General features: G+C 75.5%; 18 protein-coding genes. 13 read left to right on the plus strand and 5 right to left on the minus strand.

Features of this window, described 5'->3' with window-relative positions; translation table 11 throughout:
* Positions 1-66 precede the first annotated feature (66 nt).
* Positions 67-516: an ATP-binding protein gene (locus tag O2V63_RS08805; RefSeq protein ID WP_269167162.1), complete on the minus strand. Its 450-nt coding sequence runs from the start codon at positions 514-516 to the stop codon at positions 67-69.
* A 195-nt stretch (positions 517-711) separates the two neighbouring features.
* On the opposite strand from O2V63_RS08805, the gene O2V63_RS08810 reads away from it, so the two are divergent.
* Together O2V63_RS08810 and O2V63_RS08815 are read left to right on the plus strand one after the other, a co-directional pair.
* A complete protein-coding gene (locus tag O2V63_RS08810; protein WP_269167163.1) occupies positions 712-876 on the plus strand; it encodes a hypothetical protein in 165 nt (54 codons plus the stop codon).
* Between the two features lie 126 nt (positions 877-1002).
* A complete protein-coding gene (locus O2V63_RS08815; protein ID WP_269167164.1) occupies positions 1003-1560 on the plus strand; it encodes a flavodoxin domain-containing protein in 558 nt (185 codons plus the stop codon).
* A gap of 101 nt (positions 1561-1661) precedes the next feature.
* On the opposite strand, the gene O2V63_RS08820 is transcribed toward O2V63_RS08815, so the two are convergent.
* Complete coding sequence (locus tag O2V63_RS08820; RefSeq protein ID WP_269167165.1) at positions 1662-2336, minus strand: universal stress protein; 675 nt, start codon at positions 2334-2336, stop codon at positions 1662-1664.
* 189 nt (positions 2337-2525) lie between these two features.
* Here O2V63_RS08820 and adhP point away from each other — a divergent pair, with 189 nt between their 5' ends.
* Positions 2526-3536 carry an alcohol dehydrogenase AdhP gene (adhP, locus tag O2V63_RS08825; RefSeq protein ID WP_269167166.1) on the plus strand — a complete coding sequence of 337 codons (1011 nt, stop codon included), beginning with the start codon at positions 2526-2528 and terminating at the stop codon, positions 3534-3536.
* A gap of 48 nt (positions 3537-3584) precedes the next feature.
* Here the strand turns inward: adhP and O2V63_RS08830 are convergent, their stop codons facing one another.
* Complete coding sequence (locus O2V63_RS08830; protein ID WP_269167167.1) at positions 3585-4109, minus strand: helix-hairpin-helix domain-containing protein; 525 nt, start codon at positions 4107-4109, stop codon at positions 3585-3587.
* 99 nt (positions 4110-4208) lie between these two features.
* Between O2V63_RS08830 and O2V63_RS08835 the strand changes: the two genes are divergently transcribed.
* Complete coding sequence (locus O2V63_RS08835) at positions 4209-4916, plus strand: class I SAM-dependent methyltransferase (protein WP_269167168.1); 708 nt, start codon at positions 4209-4211, stop codon at positions 4914-4916.
* A 12-nt stretch (positions 4917-4928) separates the two neighbouring features.
* Here the strand turns inward: O2V63_RS08835 and O2V63_RS08840 are convergent, their stop codons facing one another.
* Positions 4929-6053, minus strand: a complete 1125-nt coding sequence (locus O2V63_RS08840) for an NAD(P)/FAD-dependent oxidoreductase (protein WP_269167169.1) — start codon at positions 6051-6053, stop codon at positions 4929-4931.
* Between the two features lie 67 nt (positions 6054-6120).
* Here O2V63_RS08840 and O2V63_RS08845 point away from each other — a divergent pair, with 67 nt between their 5' ends.
* The 8 genes from O2V63_RS08845 to O2V63_RS08880 all read left to right on the plus strand — a co-directional run bounded on the left by O2V63_RS08845 (position 6121) and on the right by O2V63_RS08880 (position 13650).
* Complete coding sequence (locus O2V63_RS08845) at positions 6121-7293, plus strand: MFS transporter (RefSeq protein WP_269167170.1); 1173 nt, start codon at positions 6121-6123, stop codon at positions 7291-7293.
* Between the two features lie 42 nt (positions 7294-7335).
* Positions 7336-8094, plus strand: a complete 759-nt coding sequence (locus O2V63_RS08850; RefSeq protein WP_269167171.1) for an alpha/beta fold hydrolase — start codon at positions 7336-7338, stop codon at positions 8092-8094.
* Positions 8091-9395, plus strand: a complete 1305-nt coding sequence (locus O2V63_RS08855; RefSeq protein ID WP_269167172.1) for a cytochrome P450 — start codon at positions 8091-8093, stop codon at positions 9393-9395. The genes O2V63_RS08850 and O2V63_RS08855 overlap by 4 nt, the downstream gene beginning before the upstream one ends.
* Before the next feature lie 150 nt (positions 9396-9545).
* Complete coding sequence (locus tag O2V63_RS08860; RefSeq protein ID WP_269167173.1) at positions 9546-10064, plus strand: sigma-70 family RNA polymerase sigma factor; 519 nt, start codon at positions 9546-9548, stop codon at positions 10062-10064.
* The gene (locus tag O2V63_RS08865) at positions 10048-11127 is read left to right on the plus strand and encodes a hypothetical protein (protein WP_269167174.1); all 1080 of its coding nucleotides are present in this window, start codon (positions 10048-10050) and stop codon (positions 11125-11127) included. The genes O2V63_RS08860 and O2V63_RS08865 overlap by 17 nt, the downstream gene beginning before the upstream one ends.
* A gap of 2 nt (positions 11128-11129) precedes the next feature.
* Positions 11130-12122, plus strand: a complete 993-nt coding sequence (locus tag O2V63_RS08870) for an ABC transporter ATP-binding protein (RefSeq protein ID WP_269167175.1) — start codon at positions 11130-11132, stop codon at positions 12120-12122.
* The gene (locus O2V63_RS08875) at positions 12119-12973 is read left to right on the plus strand and encodes an ABC transporter permease subunit (RefSeq protein WP_269167176.1); all 855 of its coding nucleotides are present in this window, start codon (positions 12119-12121) and stop codon (positions 12971-12973) included. The genes O2V63_RS08870 and O2V63_RS08875 overlap by 4 nt, the downstream gene beginning before the upstream one ends.
* Entirely contained in the window at positions 12973-13650 is a 678-nt protein-coding gene (locus tag O2V63_RS08880) for a M23 family metallopeptidase (RefSeq protein WP_269167177.1), read from the plus strand. The genes O2V63_RS08875 and O2V63_RS08880 overlap by 1 nt, the downstream gene beginning before the upstream one ends.
* Before the next feature lie 7 nt (positions 13651-13657).
* On the opposite strand, the gene O2V63_RS08885 is transcribed toward O2V63_RS08880, so the two are convergent.
* Positions 13658-15427, minus strand: coding sequence for a DUF2207 domain-containing protein (locus tag O2V63_RS08885; protein ID WP_269167178.1), 1770 nt, complete (start codon positions 15425-15427; stop codon positions 13658-13660).
* A gap of 174 nt (positions 15428-15601) precedes the next feature.
* Between O2V63_RS08885 and O2V63_RS08890 the strand changes: the two genes are divergently transcribed.
* Positions 15602-16471 (plus strand): NmrA family NAD(P)-binding protein, encoded by an 870-nt coding sequence (locus O2V63_RS08890; RefSeq protein ID WP_269167179.1) that lies wholly within the window; start codon positions 15602-15604, stop codon positions 16469-16471.
* Positions 16472-16479 lie beyond the last annotated feature (8 nt).

A 16479-nucleotide genomic window follows, 5' to 3' on the forward strand; every position in this document is an offset into this window, starting at 1 on the left:
CCTGGGTGGCGGCCGTTACGCGTTCCGGCCTCATGGACGGCGGTGCTGAGCCCGCCGTCCATGACCTCAGGCGGCGGTGTCCACGTTCACGTAGGCCCACACGTGCTTGCGGTCTGCCGTGACCGACCAGCCGTAGTCACCGCACAGCCGAGAGATGAGGTGCAGGCCGAGGCCACCGAAGGCCGGATCCCGGTCCATCGCCGGGGCCGGCGCATGGTCAGGCGCGGCGTCGGTGACGTCGATCAGCCAGCCGTTGCCTGCGGCAGTGACCGCTGCCTGGACCGGCGGCTGCCCGTGTCTGAAGCCATTGGACGCGAGTTCCTCGTAGGCCAGCAGCAGACACTCGATGTCCTCGGCGATGTCACCCGGTGGCACGCCCGCGCCCAGGACATTGGCTCGAAGGTCCAACCGCGAGCGGGTCAAGTCGGCGGCCTGGTGCAGATCCCAGGCCCACGGCGGTAGTTGATCTCGCAATGGCTCCGGGAGTGCTCGTTCCGACCAGAGGGGTGCGTCCATGTGTTCGCGCGCTCCAGATCCCACGACGTGGTGGGAGTTCATCCGACGAGAGAGCCAGTCCAAGCTTCCCGAGCCGTAGGCTTGACTCATCGGCTGCTCGCCGTCGGTAGTTGCGACGTTACGCTAGCGAGCAAGCAGCACCGGCAGAGTCCGCTGCGCTGCCACTCCGACACGCAGGAGACCGGCGGCTGGGCGGTGGAGGTCGCCGAGGGCATCGCGACCGTCCGACGGTCCCGCGGCGCCCCGGAGTCCGACGGCGAGCGGGCCACCGTCGAGACCCTCGCCCGGACCGTCCCTGGCGTCGTGGCCGCGCACGTGCTGCCCGACGACCCGGGACCGGGCAGCCGCCCCCCGGGCTGACTGCCCGCCGCGGCCACGGGTCGAAGGTCCCGGGCAGCCGGGACCCGGGACCCCGGCGCGCAACCCCCCGGTGGGCCGACGCTCGCAGGAGCACGCCCGTCCGGTCCGCTGCCGAGAGGAGCGACGATGAGCACACACCCGCCGCGGGTCCTGGTGACCGTCGCGAGCCGGCACGGCTCCACCGCCGAGATCGCCGCCGCGGTCGTCCGGCACCTGCAGGAGTCGCCGGCCGGTCGTCGCTGCGGGCTCCGCGCGGTCGCCGTCCCGGTGGAGCGCCGCCCCGACCCCTCGTCCTACGACGCCGTCGTGCTGGGCAGTGCGGTCTACGCCGGCCGGTGGCTGGAGCCCGCCCGGCACTACGCCGCCGAACACGCCACCGCACTGCGGGGCCGACCGGTCTGGCTGCTGAGCAGCGGTCCGATCGGCGCACCGCCCTTCCCACCGGACGAGCCGCACGACGCCGAGCCGATCGGCTCGTCCGTGGGCGCTCGTGGACACCGAGTGCTGCCCGGGCGACTGGACCGGGCCCTGCTGGGGATCGGCGAGCTGGCCATGGTGACCGCGCTGCGCGCCCCGGTCGGCGACTTCCGCGACTGGGCGGCCACGCAGGCGTGGGCGGAGGAGATCGCCGAGGCGCTCGCCGGCGCGGTGAGCTCCTCGGCGCCGCCCTCCCCACCGTCCTGAGGCCAGCTCCGTCGCCGTCCTGAGGCCAGCTCCGTCGCCGTCCTGAGGCCAGCTCCGTCGCCGCCCTGAAGCCAGCTCCGTCGCCGTCCTGAGGCAGCCGGTCAGGAGCGGTGGACCGGGCGCGTGGCCTGGCCGGTGGTCCGGTCGACGGGCTGGTGGCCCGCGGCGGCGGGCGGGAACACCACCGGGACGCCGGCCTCGTGCGCCAGCCGCTCGGCGACGCTGCCCAGCAGCCGGCGGGAGAAGCCCCGTCCGCGGCGCCCGAGCACGAGGACGTCGGCGGCCTCGGCCCGGGCGATCTCCAGCAGCACCCGGGCGGGCTGTCCGCAGCCGATCTCCAGCACGGCACCCTCGGGCAGCCAGCCCGCCCGGTCGGTGAGCAGGTCGTGGGCGGCCCGCCGCCGGGGGTCGTCCGGGAACTCGGCCACATCGGGGTCGAGCACGCTCACCAGGACGAAGGCCGCCCCACCGCCGGCGAACAGCCGCCCCGCCTCCCGTACCGCCTGGTCGGATTCCGTAGAGCCGTCCACCCCCACGACGACCGTCAACCGACCCGGGTCGCCGTTGCTGGGGCTGCCGTCGCCGCGTTCCAGCACCGCGACGTCCCGCCGGGCACGCTCCGCGGCGATCGGGATGAACAGCGGGCCCAGGACGGCGCCCATCAGGTACCACCCCCAGTCGCGGTAGCCCTGCCGGGCGAGCAGCACCACCACGGCGGCGAGCCCGGCCAGGACCCAGAGGGCGATCACGACGGCGACGTAGGCGACGGTGTCCACGAGGAGCTCCGTTCCAGTGCGACGAATCGGTCGCGGGTGCGGTGCCGCCCGCACCCTCCAGGCTCTCCGCGCCGGACACCGGGCGCAGGAGGCCCTCGTCCCGCCCGGCGGGGACGTTGGCCCCTGCCGGTCGGCTCCCCGCTCCGAGATCGTCGACGCCACAGCCCCACCGTCGAAACGGAGATCACCATGAAGGCCGCCGTCGTCACCGAGCTCGGTGCCCCCCTCCAGGTCCGGGACGTGCCCGTCCCCCAGCCGGGGCCAGGTCAGGTGCTGGTCCGGATGGAGGCCAGCGGCCTGTGCCACACCGACATCCACGCTGCGCGCGGCGACTGGCCGGTCAAGCCCACTCCCCCGTTCGTGCCCGGGCACGAGGGCATCGGCGTCGTCGAGGAGCTGGGCGAGGGCGTGACCTCCCGGGCGATCGGTGACCGCGTCGCGATCGCCTGGCTGGGGTCGGCCTGCGGGGAGTGCCGGCACTGCATCGGCGGCTGGGAGACCCTGTGCGAGTCCCAGCAGAACTCCGGCTACTCCGTCGACGGGGCCCTGGCCGAGTACGCCGTCGTCGCCGCCGACTTCGCCACCCCGGTCCCCGCGGGGGTCTCCAGCTCCGACGCCGCCCCGCTGACCTGCGCCGGGGTCACCACCTACAAGGCGATCAAGGTGGCCGGCGTGGCCCCGGCCGAGACGGTCGCCGTCTTCGGCATCGGCGGGCTCGGGCACCTGGCCCTGCAGTACGCCCGGATCGCCGGTGGCTTCGTCATCGCCGTCGACGTCCAGGACGACAAGCTGCAGATGGCCCGCGAGCTCGGTGCCGACGAGGTGGTCAACGCGGCCACCACCGACCCGGTCGCCGCGATCCAGGCCCTCGGCGGCGCAGACGTCGCGGTAGCGCTCGCCGCCGCACCGGCGTCGTTCGACCAGGCCTACCGGTCGCTGCGCCGCGGCGGGCGGCTGGTCTGCGTGGCCCTGCCCGCCGACGGCACGATGCAGCTGCCGATCTTCGACACCGTGCTGTCCGGCAAGTCCGTGATCGGCTCGATCGTCGGCACCCGCAACGACCTCGCCGACGTCTTCGCCCTGCACGCCGCCGGCCGCACGAAGGTGATCACGGTCGACCGCGAGCTCGACGACGTCAACGAGGCGATGGCCGACGTGCTCGCCGGACACGTTCCCGCCCGCATCGTCTTCCAGTTCTGACCGGTGCGGCGACTGATCGGCGCGGCACCGGGCCGCGTCGGGTGCCGGTCAGTCGCCGAGCAGCCGGCGCAGCGACGTCCGGACCGACCACCGGGCCACCCGCAGCGGGACACCCGCCGCCGCGATCGCCAGGTGCGCACCCCACCGCAGCAGGTCGCTGTACTCCGCCGGAGGCGCATGCCCCACCGGTGCGGGCCGGGGATCAGGCGCCGGCTCGGCTGCGGTTGCAGCCGGCGGTGGCGCGGGGGCGAGCACGTCGAAGGCCGTGCGCCGCCGCGGGTCCCGGAGCGAGTCGAACGACGGGATCGCCGGCGCATCCGGCGATTCCTCCTCGACCGGCTCCGGCTCCATGGCACGCGCGGAGCCGGTGGACGGCTCGGGCACCACGGCGCGGATCGCGGCGATCGACCCCGGGCCCAGCCCGGCGATCCCGGCCAGCTCCGCCCGGGTGAGCGCCGCCAGCTCGGCCACGCTGTCGACCCCCGCGCGGTTCAGCACGGTCACCGTCCGCGGCGGCAGGCCCAGCTCGCGGAGGGTCGCTCCGGGCACACCGCTCGGCGTCCTGTTCGACATGGGGCCAACGTAACGCCGCCGGGCGCCACCTGGACGCGCGCCCCGGCCCGCCGACGACGTCGGATCGCCGTCCGGGCAGGGTCCTGTCACGCTGACCGCGTGACCGGGGTCCAGCGCCAGACCATCCAGCGGACAGCGAGCGACCGGTCCTACGCCGGTCACTCCGTGCACGCCGCCCCGGGGGTGCACGAGTACGCGGTCGCTCTGGTGCAGGCGGCCCTACCGGACGGCGGGCGGGTGCTGGAGGTGGGCGCCGGGTGCGGCGCGCTGGCGCTGCGACTGCGGGACGCCGGCTTCGAGGTGGTGCCGACCGACCTCGAGCCGCCGCACGACTGGATCGCCCGGCTCGACCTGGACCACCCCGAACTGACCGACGAGACCCGGGGCCCCTTCGACATCGTCGTCTGCGTGGAGACCCTGGAGCACGTGGAGAACCCGCGGCAGGTGCTGCGGTCCATCCGGTCGATGCTGCGGGTCGGTGACCGCCTGCTGGTGAGCACCCCGAACGTCACCCACCCGCACTCGCTGCTGAAGACGGCGCTGCGGGGCGCCCCGGTGTTCTTCGGACCCGGGCACTACTACCAGCCCGGGCACATCACGCTGCTCCCCGACTGGATGCTGACCGAGCACGTCCGGCAGGCCGGGTTCGACCAGCTGGAGGTCCGGACCGCCGGCTCGATGGAGTACTACGGGCTCCGCCGCCTGGTCCACCGGGTGGAGCTCCGGCTGCTCCGGCTCATCGGGCTACGGGCACACCCCGCGGACGGCGAGGGGATCTGCGTGTTCGTCACCGCCGTCGCTGTCTGACCACCGGGCGGGTCAGCCGGGCGCGGGGAAGGACCGGTCGCCGAAGAGGATGCGCCGCGCCGCGGCCTGCCCCACTGGGGTGCGCAGCGCGGTGAAGGCCGCGGTCGCCATGGCCGGGGTGCGCACCTGGGCCAGCCCCCGGCGCAGCAGGAGCCGCCCGCGGAAGCTGGCGCGCAGCGCCGCGCCGTCGTACCGGTCGATCGCCGCCGGCCGCCCGGTCCGCAGGGCCTCGTCGAGCACGTCGGCGGCGTGCTCGGACAGTCGCAGGCAGGGGTCGAGGCCGCCGGCGGTGAGCGGGGAGACCGCGCCCGCGGCGTCGCCCACGAGCAGCCCGTCGGTGCAGCCGATCCGACGGAGCAGCCCACCGACCGGGATCGGGCCCCCGCGCAACTCGACGTCGTCCGGCCGCGACACCCCGGACAGGCCGGGCGCGCTGGCGCCGAACCGCTGCACCGCCCGGCGGAGGCCGTCGGGGAAGCGGTCGGCGTAGCCGGCCACCCCCACGTGGGCGTGCTCGCCGTCGTTGACCACCCAGGCCAGGTAGCCCGGCGCCAGGGAGGGGTCGAGCACGCAGTGGAAGGCCGGCGGCTCCGCGCTGCCGGGCACGGCGAAGACCTCCTCGGCGCCGACCAGCAGGTGCCGGTTGCGGTCCAGGCCCAGGTCCCGCGCGACCCGGGAGCGGGCTCCGTCGGCACCGACCACGAACCGGGCGCGCACCCGGACCGGGCCGTCCGGGCCGGTCAGCAGCGAGTGGTCCTCCCCTCGACCGGAGTACCGCGTGCCGAGCGCCAGCCGCACGCCGGCGTCGGTCGCGGCACGGGCGGCGGCCCGGTACAGCTCGCCCATGTCGCCCACCCGGTACTCGTCGCGGCCGCTGTCCAGCGTCACCGGGCGGCGCAGTGACGGCGGGTGGAGCACCACCCGCCGGATCGGCGGCCCGAGGCAGTCGGGCGGCAGGGGGAAGTCGTCGAGGGTCTTGCGGACGAAGATCCCGGTAGTCCGGATCGCGCCGCCGAGGCCGGGACGCCGCTCGGCCAGCAGCACGTCGTGGCCGCGCCGGGCGAGCAGGGTGGCGGCGTGCAGCCCGGCCAGCCCGGCGCCGACGACCAGCACGTCCGCGCGCTCATGGGGTCCCATGGATCGATCCTCGATGCCGAGCTATCGAAAGTCAATCGACTCGCCGCATCCCGGTAGCGTCCCGGGGATGCCGGCGGACACCCTCCAGCGGGACCCTGCGCGGCGACGGCTGGACGCGTTGACCTTCGGGCTGTTCACCGTCGCCCTGGGCACCAACATCCCCACCCCGCTGCTGCTGGTCTACCGGCGCACGCTGGACCTCTCCGATGCCGACGTCACTGCCGTCTTCGGCTGCTACGCGATCGGCCTCATCGCCGCGCTGACCCTGTCGGGGCCCGCCTCGGACCGGTTCGGCCGGCGGGCGCTGGTCCTGCCGTTCGCCGTGCTCGCCGGCCTGGTCTCCCTGCTGTTCCTGCCTGCCGTCGACCACCTGCCGCTGCTCTACGTCGGGCGGCTGCTGCAGGGCGTCGTCTCCGGGGTGGTCTTCTCCGTGGCCAACGCCTGGCTGCAGGAGCTGGCCGGCCCGGACGGCCAGCAGTCGGCGGCCACCCGGGGCGCGGTGTCCACGTCGCTGGGCTTCGCCGTCGCACCGGCGATGAGCGGGCTGCTCGCCCAGTACGGCCCGGCCCCGACGACGCTGCCGTACCTGGTGCACGTCGCCGTCCTGGTCGTCGGGCTGGGTGCGCTGGTCACCGTGCCGGAGACCGTGCAGGCCCGCGACGGCGGCAAGCTGATGACGCTGGGCCTGCCCCCGGAGGCCCGTCGCCCCTTCTGGGCGGTGCTGGCCCCCACCGCCGTCGGGGTGTTCGCCTTCCCGACGATCGCGGCGACGCTGCTGCCGCTGCTGGTGGTCCCCGACGGGGTGGGCGTCGCCTACGCCGGGCTGGTCGCGGGGCTGGCGCTGGGCGCGAGTGCGGTCGCCGCCCGGCTCGGCCGGCGCGCGGCTCGGGGCGCGGCACCGCTGGGGATGGTGCTCGCCGCGGCCGGGCACGCCCTCGGCGTCGCGGCGATCGTCACCGGGTCCGAGGCGCTGCTGCTCCCCTCGGCGGCGCTGCTCGGCGGCGCGGGTGGGCTCTGCCTCACCGCCGGGCTGACCCTCACCGCCCGGCTGGCGCCACCGCAGGCACGCGGCGCGATGAACAGCGCCTTCTACGCCTTCGCCTACGCCGGGTTCGGCACCCCGCTGCTGCTGGCCTGGTTGGGCTCGACCTTCGGCACCGTGCCGGCGATGACCGCCTTCCTCGCCGTGCCGGTCGCGCTGGCCGGCTGGCTGTGGCTGGAGCTCCGGCGTCGCGGCTGACGGCCCTTGCCTCCCCACCGTGTGGCCCACGACACTCCCGGGATGGCGAACGCACCGCTCGTGGTCGGCACCGGCCCCCGGAAGGTCCTGGCACTGCACGGCTGGTTCGGCTCGGCGACCGGGTGGGGCCCCTTCGCCGACCTGATCGACGAGGAGCGGTACAGCGTCCTGTTCCTGGACTACCGCGGGTACGGCGCACGCCGCGCGGAGGGCGGCGAGCACACGCTGGCCGAGATCTCCGCCGACGCCCTGGCCGCCGTCGACGCGCAGGGGTGGTCGTCGTTCGCCGTCCTGGGGCACTCGATGGGCGGCAGCGCGATGCAGCGGGTGCTCGTCGACGCCGGCGGCCGGGTCACCGGCCTGATCGGGGTGAGCCCGGTCCCGTCCACCGGCGTCCCCTTCGACGAGCAGGCCGAGCAGCTCTTCCGGGGCGCCGCGGGCGACCGGGGCAACCGCTACGCGATCCTCGACCTCACCACCGGTGGCCGGCTGAGCCGCACCTGGCTCGACCGGATGGTGCAGTTCTCCCTCGACCAGTCCGACCCCGCCGCCTTCGGCGCGTACCTGGACGCCTGGGCGGGCACCGACTTCTCCGCCGAGGTGCAGGGCAACCCGGTGCCGGTCCGGGTCGTGGTGGGCGAGCACGACCCGGCGCTGAGCGCCGCGGTGATGGAGCAGACCTTCCTGCAGCAGTACCCGAACGCCTCCCTCGAGGTGCTGACCAACGCCGGCCACTACGCGATGTTCGAGACGCCCGTCGCGCTGCTGACCACCGTGGAGCGCTTCCTGGACGACCTGTGACCCAGCCGCAGGAGACCGCCCACCTGCTGGACCCGGCCACCTACGAGACGGGCCCACCGCTGGCGGAGCTGGCCCGGCTGCGCGCCGCGGGTCCGGTCACCTGGGTCGAGGAGCCGGCCGGACCCGGCTGCTGGCTGGTCCTCCGGCACGCCGAGGTCGAGCAGGTGCTGAAGGACCCGGCCACCTTCTCCTCCTGGCTCGGGGCCACCCAGGTCCAGGACGCCGGGGACCTGCCCTGGGTCCGCCGGATGATGCTGAACATGGACCCGCCGGACCACTCCCGGCTGCGCCGCCTGCTGACCCGGTCGTTCACCCCGCGCGCGGTGGCTGCGCTGACCGCCTCGATCGAGGCCACCGCGGCGGCGCTGGTCGACCGGATGATCGCCGGTGCCAGCGAGGGCCGGTGCGACTTCGCCAGGGACGTCGCCGCCGACCTGCCGCTGGTCACCCTCGCCGACGTGCTCGGGGTCCCGGCCGAGGACCGCTGGCTGATGTTCGACTGGTCGAACCGGGTGATCGGCTGGCAGGACCCCGACTACGCCTCCTCGGCGGCGTTCGACGCCAGCCGGGGCACCGACCTGGCTCGGCAGGCGGTGGCGCTGCGCCCGGTGCCCGACGCCGACGGGCGGCTGCCCGACCCACGCACCCGCGAGGGCATGCCGGACCTCTACGCCTACGCGCGGCTGCTGGCCGAGGAGAAGCGCCGCGCGCCGGGACGCGACGTCATGTCGATCCTGCTGGCCCAGGCCGACGGGGACGACCCGCCGGTCAGCGACGCCGAGTTCGAGAACATGTTCTGGCTGTTCGCGGTGGCCGGCAACGAGACGCTGCGCAACGGGCTGCCCGGCGGGCTCATCGCGCTGCTGTCCCACCCGGAGACGCTGGCCCAGCTGCGGGCCGACCCGGGGCTGCTGCCCGGCGCGGTCGAGGAGATGCTGCGCTGGTGGACGCCGGTGATGGTGTTCCGGCGGACGGCGACCCGCGACGTCACGATCGGTGACACCCGGGTGCGGGCCGGGGACAAGGTGGTCGTCTCCTTCACCTCGGCCAACCGGGACGAGCGGGTCTTCGCCGAGCCGGAGCGCTTCGACGTCCACCGGGCGCCCAACCCGCAGCTGTCCTTCGGCCACGGGCCGCACTTCTGCCTGGGCGCCCAGCTGGCCCGGGTGCAGATGCGCGCACTGTTCGCCGAGCTGCTGCGGCGCACCAGCGTGCTGGAGCCGGCCGGGCCGCCGGCGCTGCTCCGGTCCAGCTTCCAGCGCGGGGTGAAGCGGCTGCCGATCCGCTGGGTCGCCGCCTGAGCCGGGCAGACTCGCAGCGACCGGGTGTCACATCTGGGCTCGCGGCGGTGCTGTAGAGACATGGACCTCGTTCGGTACGGAGCCCCGGCGGCGGTACGGCTGCCGATGCCGGGGCGCACAGCAGGTCGGGTCGAGAGGGAGGACAGGACGGTGGCGGGTGCCGTGTCCGGTGCCGTGCGGTCCGACCTCGGCGAGGTGTTCCGGCGCGACTACCCGCAGGTCGTGGCCGTGGCCGCCCGGGTGCTCGGCTCGCGGGACGAGGCCGAGGACGTCGCCCAGGAGGTGTTCATGGCCTTCGGCCGGTCCACCGTGCCGGCCGCGGAGGCGCCCGGCTGGTTGTCCGTCGCCGCCGTCCACACCGCACTCAACCTGATCCGTTCCGGACGCCGCCGCGCGTCCCGGGAGGAGACCGTTCACCGCCTCGGCGACGTCGTCACCCCCGACGTGGCCGAGGCGGTGCTCACCCGCGAGGACCGCAGCCGCGTCCGGGCCGCGCTCGGCGGGCTGCCCCGCAAGCAGGCCGTGGCCCTCGTGCTCCGGCACAGCGGCCTCAGCTACGCCGAGGTCGCCACGGCACTCGACATGTCCCCCGGCAGCGTCGGCACCACCGTCCGACGCGCCGAATCCGCACTGCGCAAGGAGCTGACCCGTCATGCGTCATCCGACTGAAGGCACGCTGCGCCGCCTGCTCGACGAGCCGGCCGGCGTCCCCGATCCCGACCGGGCGCACGTCGCCGGGTGCCCGCAGTGCCTGGCCACACTGGCCGCCACCCGCCGGGACGCCGACCTCGTCGGCGCCGCGCTGGCGACCGAGGGCAGCCCCGACGTCGACGCCGGCTGGCGGCGGCTCACCGCGGCCCTGCCCGCTGCCGCGCCGGCCGCTCGTCCCGAGCGCGTCCGGCCGAGCCGGTCCCGCGGGTTCCTGCGCCGGCCGGCCGCGGCGGTGCTCGCGTTCGGCGTCGTCCTGGCCGGTGCCGGGACGGCGGCCGCCAACGACTGGCTGCAGGTCTTCCGCACCGAGGAGATCGCCCCGCTGAGCCTCACCACCAACGACCTGGTCGCGCTGCCGGACCTGAGCGCCTACGGCGATGTCGAGCTCACCGGCGACCCGGACGTGCACGAGGTCCCCGACGCAGCAACCGCCGCGGAGGAGTCCGGGCTGGACGTGCCCGAGGTGGCCACCCTGCCCCGCGGGGTCACCGGCGAGCCGATGATCTCGGTGGGCGGCCAGCTCAGCGCCACCTTCACCTACTCGGCCGACCGCGCCGCGCAGGCCGCCGCCGCAGCCGGTGAGGTGCTGCCCCCGCCGCCGCCCGGCCTGGACGGGAGCTCGGTGCGGCTGGTCGCCGGGCCGGGCGTCGCGCAGGTCTGGTCCTCCGAGTCCGGACTCCCCGCACTCGTCGTGGGCCGCGCCGTCGCCCCGTCGGCGTACTCCTCCGGCGTCCCGTTCGAGACGGTCCGCGACCACCTGCTGTCGCTGCCCGGTCTGCCCGACGACGTCGCCGCGCAGCTGCGGACCTTCACCGCCGACGGCTCGACCCTCCCGCTGCCCGTCCCCGCCGAGCTGGCCACCACCTCGACGGCGGAGGTGGACGGCGAGGAGGCCACGGTGCTGACCGGCAACGACGGCGCGATGGCGGCCGTGGTCTGGGTCTCCGACGGCGTGGTGACCGCGGTGGCCGGTTCGCTGGACACCGACGAGCTGCTGTCCGTCGCCCGGGACCTGCGCTGAGCATGAGCACGGTGGACAGCGGTGCCGGGGTGCAGGCCGCCGCCGACCTGGTGGCCGGCCTGCCCCCGGCACCGGCGGCCTGGTGCACCGGGCTGCGCAAGCAGTACCGCAAGCACCTGGCCGTCGAGGACGTGTCGCTGCAGGTGGGCCGGGGCGAGATCGTCGGGCTGCTCGGGCCCAACGGTGCGGGCAAGACCACCGTGATCAAGATGCTGCTCGGCCTGGTCCGCCCGGACGCCGGGGAGGCGATGCTGCTCGGGCAGCGGTCCGCCGACCCGGCCGCCCGCGCCCGGGTCGGCTATCTGCCCGAGCTCTTCCGCTACCAGCCCTGGCTGACCGCGGCCGAGGTGCTGGCGCTGCACGCCCGGCTCTCCGGTGCCGGGGTGCCCGCCGCCGAGCAGCGCGACTGCCTGGCGCTGGTGGGGCTGTCCGGCCGGGGCGACGACCGGGTGGGCGGGTTCTCCAAGGGCATGCAGCAACGGCTGGGGCTGGCGGTCGCGCTGGTGGGCCGGCCGGAGTTCGTGGTGCTGGACGAGCCGACCAGCGCCCTGGACCCGCTGGGCCGGGCCGACGTGCGCGACATCGTGCTGGAGCTGCGGTCCCGCGGGGTCGCGGTGCTGCTCAACTCGCACCTGATCGGGGAGGTCGAGCGGGTCTGCGACCGGGTCGTCGTCCTGGACCGTGGTCGGGTCGCCGCCTCCGGCACGCTCGCCGAGCTGCTCGGCCAGCGCGAGGTGCGGCTGCACCTGACCGACCTCTCCCCCGCCGCGCAGCAGCGGCTCGCCGCCCTCGGCCGGGTCGACCGGGAGGGCGAGTGGTCCACCGTCGCGCTGTCCGCCGACGACGACGGGACGGCGGTGCCCGACCTGGTGCGCGACCTGGTCTCCCTCGGGGCCCGGGTGCACGCGGTCGAGCCGGTGCGGATCAGCCTGGAGGAGCGCCTGCTCGGCATCCTGCGGGACGGCGCCGCGAGCCGTGCGGCGGGCCCGTCGTGAGCACGGCCCGGACGGTGCTGACCATCGCCGCGCTCACCCTGCGCGAGGCCTCCCGCCGGCGGGTGCTGTTCGCCCTCGCCGCGCTGACCGTCGTCCTGCTCGGGCTGAGCAGCTGGGGCTTCTCCCGGCTGGCGGCCGAGTCGCTGACCAGCGGTGAGGCCCGGCTGACCGCGTCGATCCTGCTGAACCTGGTGATGTTCGGCTACAGCCTGGTCGCCGCCCTGGGCACCGCGTTCCTGGCCGGCCCGACGCTGTCCGGGGAGACCGAGTCGGGCATCGCGCTGTCCATGCTCGCCCGGCCGATCCGTCGCTCGGCGTTCCTGCTGGGCAAGTGGCTGGGGCTGGTCGCGTTCGGCAGCGGATTCGTCGTCCTGGCCGGGCTGGCTCAGATCCTGGTCGTCCGGCTGACCGTCGACTACTGGCCGCCGGCGCCGGCGACCGCGCTGGCCCTGCTCGCCGCCCAGACCGTCGTGCTGCTGACCCTCACCGTGCTGCTCGCGACCGTCATCTCGCCGATGGCGTCGGGCGTGGTGGCGGTCGGCCTGTTCTGCACCACCTGGGTGGCCGGGGTGGTCGGCGCGATCGGCGAGGCACTGGGCAACGACGCCGTCGGCCGGGTCGGGAGCGTGTCGCGGGTGCTGTTGCCCACCGACGGGCTCTGGCGCGGGGCGATGAACGCCTTCCAGGACCCGTCGGCGATCGTCCAGTTCGGCGGGGCCGACGAGGGTGCCGGGGCCTTCCCGTTCCTCAGCACGGCACCGCTGACCCTCACCTACCTGGGCTGGGCGGTGCTGTGGGTGGCGATGGTGTGGGCGCTGGCCGCGATGTCCTTCGTCCGCCGCGACCTCTGATGACCGACCCCGGCGAGGTGGTGCTGCAGCTGCCGTTCCGGGGCACCTGGCGGGTGGAGAACAGCCCGGCGCGTCGCGTGCCGAGCCACGGCACGCACCTGTTCGCCACCACGTATGCCATCGACTTCACCGCCGTGCGGGGACGGCGGACGGCGACCACCCGGGACTGGCGGTCGCTGCTGAGCACCGAGCCGGTGGACCGGTTCGTCGCCTTCGGGCAGCCGGTGCTGGCCCCGGCGGCCGGGCGGGTGGTGTCGGTGCACGACGGCGAACCGGACGGCGTGGCGCGCCGCTCGCAGGCCGCCCGGGTGCCCTACGCCCTCACCCAAGCGGGCCGGGCCCGCGGCGGCGCCGGCGCCCTGGCCGGCAACCACGTGGTCCTCGAGCTCGAGTCCGGGGGCGCCCACGTCGTGCTGGCCCACCTGCGCGAGGGGTCGCTCCAGGTGCGTCCCGGCGACCCGGTGACGGCCGGTCAGCAGCTGGCCGAGTGCGGCAACTCGGGCAACTCCACCCAGCCGCACGTGCACGTCCAGGCGATGGACTCCGCCGACCCGTTCACCGCGCGCGGGCTTCCGCTGGCCTTCCGCGACCACCGGGCCTGGCCCCGGGACGGGGGTCCGCCGGTCGTCGTCCCGCTGGGCGTCCCCGCGGAGGGCGCGGTCGTCGAGCCGGTGTGACGCCGGGTCACCAGCTGCCGCCGCCCCCTCCCCCGGCTGCGCCGCCCACGTAGGTCGAGCCGGTCCCGCTGCCCGCGGTCGCCGGCGGGGAGAGCGCCGGGTTGTCCGGGGCGGAGAACGCCAGCAGCGCCGGCCACACGCCGACGTACCCGGCACCGTGCGCGGGCACGTACCAGGCGGGGGTGGCCCCGGGGCCGTCCGCCTGCACCGTGGTGGTCCACTCCTCCGCCACCCCCAGGGCCACCGCGTGCGGCAGGTACCGGACCCGGAGGTCGGTGCGCGCCGCGTCGGCGAGGTCGGCCAGCTGGTCCGCGTCGGCGGACCACGCCCCGTCGGAGGTGGCGAGCTGGTCGCGGAACGCGGCCGCCCGCTCGTGCACCTGGGCGCCCTCCGGGGTGCGCTGCGGCATCCGCCCGGCCAGCCCCAGCAGGACCAGCCCGGCCAGGACGACGCCGGTGCCGGCCAGCGCCCAGGTGCTGGTGACGGCCAGGACGACGGTCAGCACGACGCCGGCGACGAGCACCCCGGTGCCGAGGGCGTACCAGCGACGCCGGACCGCGGCCGGGTCGGCGCGGAACCAGCCCAGCTCCACCACGTCGCGGTACATCGCCGCGCAGGCCCGGCCCGCGATGGCCGGGAACCGTGACTGCAGGTCCGACAGGAGGACGACCTCGCCGTCGGCGAAGACGTCGTCGAGCAGCAGCTGCTCGTAGGGGCGCAGCCCCCGCTGGTCGACCGGCGTGCGGACCAGCCGCCAGTCCGGGGCGACGTCGGTGTCCGGCTCGTCGTCGGCGGGGTCGACGGCGACCTCCTCGATCCGCAGCTGGCCGCGGACGGCCAGGTCCAGCAGGGTGGCGAGGACCTCGTGCCGCTGGGCGCGGCCGTCGAGCACGGTGCCGAGCTGGGCCGGCCGGGCGTCTTGTGGCGGGGTGAGCTGCGGCGCCCGCGGCCCGGCTCCGGCCGGGCGGCTCCGCCGGGCCCGCAGCAGCGGCGGGACGACGAGGAGCAGCAGCCCGCCGACGGCCAGCCCCGCGGTCGCCGGGGTGAGGCGGAAGGCCTGCGCCGGGCTGAACGTCTCCTCGAGCACCGGCTCCGCGCCGGCGAAGGTGCCCGCCGGGTAGGTGGCGCTGACCGTCACGCCCTCCCCCGGGTCGAGCCCGGTGGCCTCCGCGCGCAGCGCACCGACGGCCTCGATGTCCATGGGGCAGGCGATCAGGGCGTCGTCCGTACCGACCACGCAGTCCCCCGCGACCGGCGCCGCGCCCGACGGGCCGGTCAGCCGGACGTCGACCTGCTCGATCGGCACCTCCCAGCCGGTCCCGACCGCGTTCCAGGCCAACCGGTCGCCGTCGTCTCCCGGGTCGGCGACCCCCTCGACCCGGTAGCTGAGCACGTAGGTGTGCTCGCCGGTGACCTCGGTGTCCGGGTCGCCGACCCGGACGGTCAGCACGCCGTCCTCGCTGGTGACCTCGGTGTCCGTGGGCGCACCCGTGGGGCTCTGCACGACGACGTCGCTGATCGGGTAGAGCCGGTCGCGGGTCTGCTCGAAGGGCGCCCGCTCGGGGATCAGCCGCTCGATCCCGTGCCGCTCCTCGTCGCCGAAGTCGTAGGCGATCGTCTCCTCGACCTCCAGCGAGCCGTCGGCGTCGGCCACCAGGTCGACCTCGTAGGAGCGGATGGCCTCGGCCTGGCCGTCGTCCGTGCACCCCGCCAGCAGCAGGGCCGGGAAGACCAGCCCGGCCACCGTGGCCGCTGTCCGTCGTCCGTCCGCGCTCATCTCGCACCGTCCTCGTCTCGACCGCCGTGCCCAGGTGACGGCGGGCAGAGTCTTCCGGACGTCCGGGGTGTCCGGGGACGAGGCGCGGCCGCGCGCTCGCCGGAGAACTGTCGGCACCCCGTGCTGGCATGGCCGGGTACGGCACAGCACACACGCATCCACCGGAGGCTGTCGATGAGGATCGTCGTCACCACCCCGACCGGGCACGTGGGCTCCCGCGTGGTCCGATTGCTCCTGCAGGCCGGGTTGCGGCCCACCCTGCTGCTGCGCTCCCCGGAGAAGCTGGACCCGCAGACGCGGGAGCGGGTCGACCTCGTGGTCGGTGACCAGGGCGACCTGGACACCGTGCTGCGGGCGACCGAGGGCGCGGACGCCCTCTACTGGGTCGACCCGCCGACGCTGGACGACGACCCGGTCGCCACGTCCACCCGGATGGGCGCGGTCGCCGCCCGCGCGGTGCGGGAGAACCAGGTGTCCCGGGTCGTGTTCCAGAGCAGCGTCGGCGCTGAGAAGCGCAGCGGCGTCGGGATGATCGACGGGCTCGCGCGCACCGAGGAGCAGCTGGAGGAGACCGGCGCCGCGGTGCTCCACCTGCGGTGCGGGTACTTCTTCAGCAACCTGCTGTCCGACCTCGACGGGCTGCGGGAGGGCGTGCTGCGCACCACCATGCCGATCGACCGGCCGATGCCCTGGGTCGACCCCCGGGACATCGGGGAGGTGGCGGTGGCCAACCTGCTGTCCCCGGGCTGGTCCGGCCGACGGGTGCTCGCCGTGCACGGGCCGGAGGACCTGAGCTTCGAGGGAGTGGCCGGGATCGTCGCCGCCACCACCGGCCGGGCGGTCCGCGCCGAGCAGATCGGTGACGACGACCTGCGCGCGGGCCTCCGGGCGGCGTGGCTGACCGAGGCCCAGGTCGAGGGGTTCGTCGGGATGTCCCGCGGCCTGCGGGAGGACTTCGTGCCCGCCGACCCGCGCTCGGTGCTCAGCACGACGCCCACCACGCTGCGCTCCTGGGCCGTCGAGCACCTCGCGCCGCGGCTCTGAGCCGACGC

Origin of the sequence: Modestobacter sp. VKM Ac-2977 (assembly GCF_026968045.1) — a bacterium.
Classification (GTDB): Bacteria; Actinomycetota; Actinomycetes; order Mycobacteriales; family Geodermatophilaceae; genus Modestobacter.